General features: G+C 75.2%; 3 protein-coding genes. All 3 read right to left on the bottom strand.

Annotation, left to right across the window (positions count from 1 at the left end):
* Positions 1–24: 24 nt before the first annotated feature.
* Genes GV126_RS35350 through GV126_RS35340 form a run of 3 tightly spaced genes read right to left on the bottom strand, consistent with a single transcriptional unit; the run spans position 25 to position 5,161 of the window.
* Entirely contained in the window at positions 25–1,707 is a 1,683-nt protein-coding gene (locus GV126_RS35350) for an acyl-CoA dehydrogenase family protein (RefSeq protein WP_236570401.1), read from the bottom strand.
* A complete protein-coding gene (locus GV126_RS35345; protein ID WP_159675515.1) occupies positions 1,704–3,461 on the bottom strand; it encodes a fatty acyl-AMP ligase in 1,758 nt (585 codons plus the stop codon). The genes GV126_RS35350 and GV126_RS35345 overlap by 4 nt, the downstream gene beginning before the upstream one ends.
* A complete protein-coding gene (locus GV126_RS35340; protein WP_236570400.1) occupies positions 3,458–5,161 on the bottom strand; it encodes a thioester reductase domain-containing protein in 1,704 nt (567 codons plus the stop codon). The genes GV126_RS35345 and GV126_RS35340 overlap by 4 nt, the downstream gene beginning before the upstream one ends.
* Positions 5,162–5,331 lie beyond the last annotated feature (170 nt).

Raw genomic sequence — 5,331 nt, 5'->3', positions numbered from 1 at the left:
GGGTGTCGGTGGGGCCCGGCGGGGTCATGGGATCAGCTCCTTCGCCGGTTCCGCGAGCGTCTCCAGCATCGGTTCGTACGCCTCCTCGGGTGCCTCGTGGCCCGGTCGGAGGAGTTCCAGGGCCCGTTCCAGCGCGGCCGTGAGCGAGGTGACCCGCGGCTGGTCGCCGGGGTCGGCGAGCAGCAGGTGGGCGGCGCCGGCGCCGGCGAAGCAGCGTTCGTACCGGCGGGCGGTCTCGAACGCCTCGGGCGGGGTGTTGCGGCCGGCCGGGCGGAGTGCCGCCATGGCGTCGGCGACGGCCGCCACCTCCGCGGCCAGCGCGGCGGCCAGCTCGGCCGCCCGGCGCGGCACGGCACCGGCGGCGGCGAGCGCGCCGAGCCGTTCGGCGGCGGCCGGCAGGGCCTGCACCACGCTGCACCCGGTACGGCTGAACAGGCGCAGCGCGCCGGCGTCGATGGGCGGGACGGGCTGCGCGGCGACGGTGGCGGCGAGGCTCTCCGCGTCGTACGTGCCCATGTGGTGGAGCCGTGCGAGCACCGGGAACTGGTTGATCAGGGAGGCGCGGTTGACGGCCGTACTGCCGTCGAAAATGGCGACGATCCGGTGGTCGCGCTCCAGCTTCTGGAACGCGCCGTGGGCGTGGTGCTCGGTCAGGAAACCGCGTGCCCCCAGCAGTTCGGCGAGGTCGTCGACGGCCAGCTGGACGATCTCCGGTACGCCGGCCTTGACGGCCGCCGACACCACGCTCATCTCGCCGGGCAGGTGGTGGGCCGCGCGGGCCGCCAGCAGCGAGGCGGCGTCGGCGAGGGCGAGCGAGGCCGCGGCCCGCCCGAGCACCCGGCGGGCCAGCGGCAGCCGCAGCAGAGTGGTGCCGTACATGGCGCGCCCGGCCGCGAAGTCGTGGGCCAGCCGCAGCGCGTGCTCCCCGGCGCCGAGGGACAGGGAGGTGCACATGGTCCGGGTCAGCTGGAGGGAGCGCAACACGATGTCCAGGCCGTCGCCGGGGCGGCCGGTCAGGGCGTCGGCGGGCGCCGCGGCGCCGGTGAAGCGGATGCCGCTGATGTCGGCGCCGCGGATGCCGTGCGTCGGCTCCTTGGGCAGCGGGCTCCAGCTGCCCGGCGCCAGGGCGTGCTTGTCGACCAGGAGCTGGCTGAAGCCGCGCGGGCCGCCCTCGGGCGCGGTCCGGGCCAGCACCGAGATCAGATCGCCGCGGGTGGCGTTGTTGATGGGCCACTTGGCGCCGTCGAGCCGCCAGCCGCCGTCCGCGGGCTCGGCGGTCAGCTCGCCTGCCAGCAGGTCGCTGCCGTGCCCGGGTTCGGTCAGGCCCCAGCACACCACCGCGCCGGCCAGCACCCGCCGGGCGAGCGCCCGCCGCTGCTCGTCGGTGCCGGCCACCCAGGTCGGCACCGAGCCGAGGAAGGTCTTGCCGTGCGCGACGGCGACGGTGACGTCCCGGCGGGCAACCGTGCGCAGTACGGCGACCAGTTCGGGCAGCCCGCCCGGGGCGCCGCCCAGCTCGGCCGGCACATAGGCGCGGGCCGTGCCGCAGCCGTCCAGGACGGCGCACGCCTCGGCCGGGAACTCCTCGCGGGCGTCGAGCAGGGCGCCGATCGCCGGGTGGAACGGCCCGCCCGGCCCCGCCGCCGCGTCGATCGCGGTGTCCAGGGCACCGGGCAGCCCGGTGGGCCAGTGGGCGGCGCCGCTCACGCAGGGACCTCGCTCACCAGCTCGCGCGCCGCGGGCTCCAGGTGGGCGTGGAGCGGGGTGAGCGCGCCGTCGAGGAAGAGCCGGCGCATTTCGGAGCGCTGCACCTTGCCGCTGGTGGTCTTGCGGACGGACCCTGGGCGCAGCAGCACCAGGCCGGCGGTGCGCACCCCGAACTCCTTGTATACGGTGGTGCGCAGGGCCCGGGACAGCTCCGCGTACTGCTCGTCGGTGAACCGGCCGCGGATCTCGTGCAGGACCACGACCTCCTCCTGCGGCACGGGCACGGTGAACGCCGCGCCGGCGAGCGTGGCCAGCTCAGGGTGGCGGCGGCGCAGTTCGTGCTCGATGTCCTGGGGGTAGAGGTTGCGGCCGTGCACGATCAGCAGGTCCTTGCTGCGGCCGGTCACATAGATCTCGCCGTCCACCAGGGCGCCCAGGTCGCCGGTGCGCAGGAACGGTCCGTCGCCGTCGGCGGTGCGCGCGCCGAAGGTCTCCTCGGTGGCGTCCGGGCGGCCCCAGTAGCCGGCGGCCACGCTCGGGCCGCGCAGCCAGATCTCGCCGGTGGTGCCGTCGGGCAGCACCGTGCCGTCGGACGGTTCGACGATCCGTACGTCGAAGTCGGGTACGTTCCCGCAGCCGACCAGTTCGCGGACCGGTCCGTCGGGCAGCGGCGGCTGCAGGACGTGCTTCTCCAGGGCGTCGGAGTCGACGGGCTCGACCCGGGGCGGCCGGCCGGCCAGGCCGGAGACGAACACGGTGGCCTCGGCCATGCCGTAGCAGGGGGCGAGGGCCTCGGCGCGGAAGCCGGCCGGGGCGAAGCGCTCGGCGAAGTCGCGCAGGGTGGAGGCCTGGATGGGCTCGGAGCCGTTCGCGGCGAACCTCCAGCGGGACAGGTCGAGACCGGCCAGCTGGGCGTCGGTCACCCGGCGTACGCACAGCTCGTAGGCGAAGTTGGGAGCGGCCGAGTAGCCGACGTCGTAGCGGTCGAGGAGGCTGAGCCACTGGTGGGGGCGCTTGAGGAAGGCCATCGGGGACATCAGGGCGCAGTGGCTGCCGAGGAAGAGGCTGGGCAGCAGCTGCCCCATCAGGCCCATGTCGTGGTACAGCGGGATCCAGCCGCCGAAGTTGGTGTCGTCGGTGAGTCCGAGGGCGCGGCGCAGGCTGTCGGCGTTGTGCAGCAGGTTGCCGTGGTCGACCATGACGCCCTTCGGGTCGCCGGTCGAGCCGGAGGTGTACTGGAGCAGCACCAGGTCGCCGGCGCTCGCCCCGGGGTCGCGCCAGTTCTCGGCGGCACCGAAGCCGTCGGTGTCGCTGGCCGCCACGGTGAAGCCCAGGTTCTCGGTCTCGATCCAGCGGCGCGCCTCCTCCAGCTGCCCGCTGTCGGTGAGCGCGACGCCCACCCCGGCGTCCAGGGCGATCCGGGTGACACGGCGCTGCTGGTACTGGAACTGGCCGGGCATCGGCGAGGGCACGGCGACCGTGCCGGCGTACAGGCAGCCGAGGAAGGCGGTGACGAACGGCAGGCCCGGCGGGTGCAGCAGCAGGACGCGGTCGCCGGGCGCGCAGCGCTCCTGGAGCCAGGAGGCGAGGCGGCGGGCTTCGGCGTCCAGGGCCGCGTAGTCGAGGGTGCGGGCGCCGTCGGCCGCGTCGTGATCGTGGACGAAGGTGACCGCGGCGCGGCCGGGCCGCTCGGCGGCGTGCCGGCGCAGCAGGTGCAGGGCGGTGGGCTCGTCCAGCAGGCAGGGGCGGGTCACGGTGCTGTCCTCTCGGCGCGCGCGGGCAGGAAGCCGGTGGCTTGGAAGTGGTCGAGGTAGCGGCCGACCAGGTCCCGCTCGGGCGGCAGGCAGGCGATGCCCGAACCGGTCAGCGCCGCCCGCAGGTTGGTGGTGTCGAAGACGGGGCGGCTGCCCCGGTAGCCGAGGTCCTCGGCGGGCTGGTCGGCGCCGAACAGCGGCAGGAACCGGGCGAGTTCGTTCTCCGCGCCGTCTTCCACGGCCCGGGTCAGCTCGGCGTACCAGTCGGCGTACGACAGCCGGCGCAGCGGGTAGCCGCACTCGGCGAGGAGTTCCACCAGCCGGTTCCAGGCCAGCGGATGGCCGCCGGGCAGGTTGAAGGCGGTGCCGTGCCGCCGGCCGCCCAGCGCGATGTGCGCGACGGCGGCGGCGCAGAAGTCGACCGGTGTCATCTCCAGGAAGACGTCGAACTCCAGGGCGGCGCCGAGCTGGACGCAGCCCTTGAGGGTGGCGTTGAGGAAGGTGTCCTCGGCGCAGGCTCCGGTGGTCTGGGCGCCGGTGATCTGGCCGGGCCGGTAGACGCAGGTGGGCAGGCCGCGCTCGTGGGCCTGGGCCATCATGCGGTCGCCGACCCATTTGGTCTGCCGGTATCCGCCGACCACGCCCTCGGGGTCGGTGGCCGCGTCCTCCGCCCACCGGTGCTCGCCGGGCCGGCCCGGGTAGACGGCGAGCGAGGAGATGTAGTGGACCGGCTTGATCCGGTGGCGGGCGGCGAGTCGGAGCACCTCCTGGGTGCCGAGCACGTTGACCGGCTTGAGCCTGCGGTACGGCAGGGCGTAGCTGGACCAGGCGCCGTTGTGGACGATCATCTCGACGTCCCGGGCGAGCCTCAGGTAGGTGTCGTGGTCCAGGCCGAAGTAGGGGCGGGCCAGGTCGCCGGGCACGCCGGTGAACCGCCGCTCGTCGCCGTCGCGCCACACGCCGTACAGCTCCATCGCGGCCCGCACCCGGCCGGCCGCCTGCCCGGGGGTGTCGGCGCGGACCAGGACGTACAGGTGCGCGTCGGACCGGTCGAGCAGCTCGCGCATCAGGAAGGCGCCGGTGTATCCGGTGCCGCCGGTGAGCAGCACCGTGCGGTACGGCGCGGGGGCCGGCGGGAGGGCGTCGGCGGCCGGGGTGATGTCGGCGGGCAGGACGGCCTCGGCGGCGAGGTCCGCGCCGGCGATGGAGCGCGGGTGCCGACCGGTGTCCGCGGTGGGCGTGGTGCCGTCCTGGGTGTCGAGGTGGCGGGCGAGGCGTTCCAGGGTGGGGTGGTCGAACAGGCGGCGCAGGTTCACCTGGAGGCCGGTGGCCGCGCGCAGCCGGGCCGCCATCTGGGCGGCGGCGAGGGAGTCGCCGCCCAGCTCGAAGAAGTTGTCCTTGAGCCCGACCCGGCCGACGCCGAGCAGGTCGGCCCAGATCTCGGCGAGCCGGATCTCCAGGGGGGTCTGCGGGGCCACATAGGCGGTGCCGGTGCTCTCGCCGTCGGGCACCGCCGGCAGCCGGCCGCGGTCCACCTTGCCGTTGGGCAGCTTGGGCAGCTCGGGCAGGACGACGAACCGGGACGGCACCATGGCCTCCGGCAGCTGCTCGGCGGCGAAGTCGCGCAGCCGGGTGCGGAAGGCGGCCCAGGCCGTCTGGGCCAGCGGATCGTTGGCCAGGGGCGGGGTGGATGCGTTCACGGTCCTCACTGCTTCCTCTGCGGCCGGGCCGCCTGCTGGGATTCCGGGACGTCTTCGCGGGCGGGGGCTTCCGGGGCGGGGGCCTTCGGCGCGGGGGCCTTTCCGGCGGGGGCTTTCGGCGGGGGGGGGTTCCGGTAGCCCGCCTTCCGGGTGGCGGGGTTCCGGGGGGG

The sequence above is a fragment of the Streptomyces mexicanus genome (assembly GCF_902506575.1).
GTDB classification, from domain to species: Bacteria; Actinomycetota; Actinomycetes; order Streptomycetales; family Streptomycetaceae; genus Streptomyces; species Streptomyces mexicanus.
Note: the sequence above shows the minus strand (reverse complement) of the source record. Positions and strands in the feature narration are given on the sequence as shown.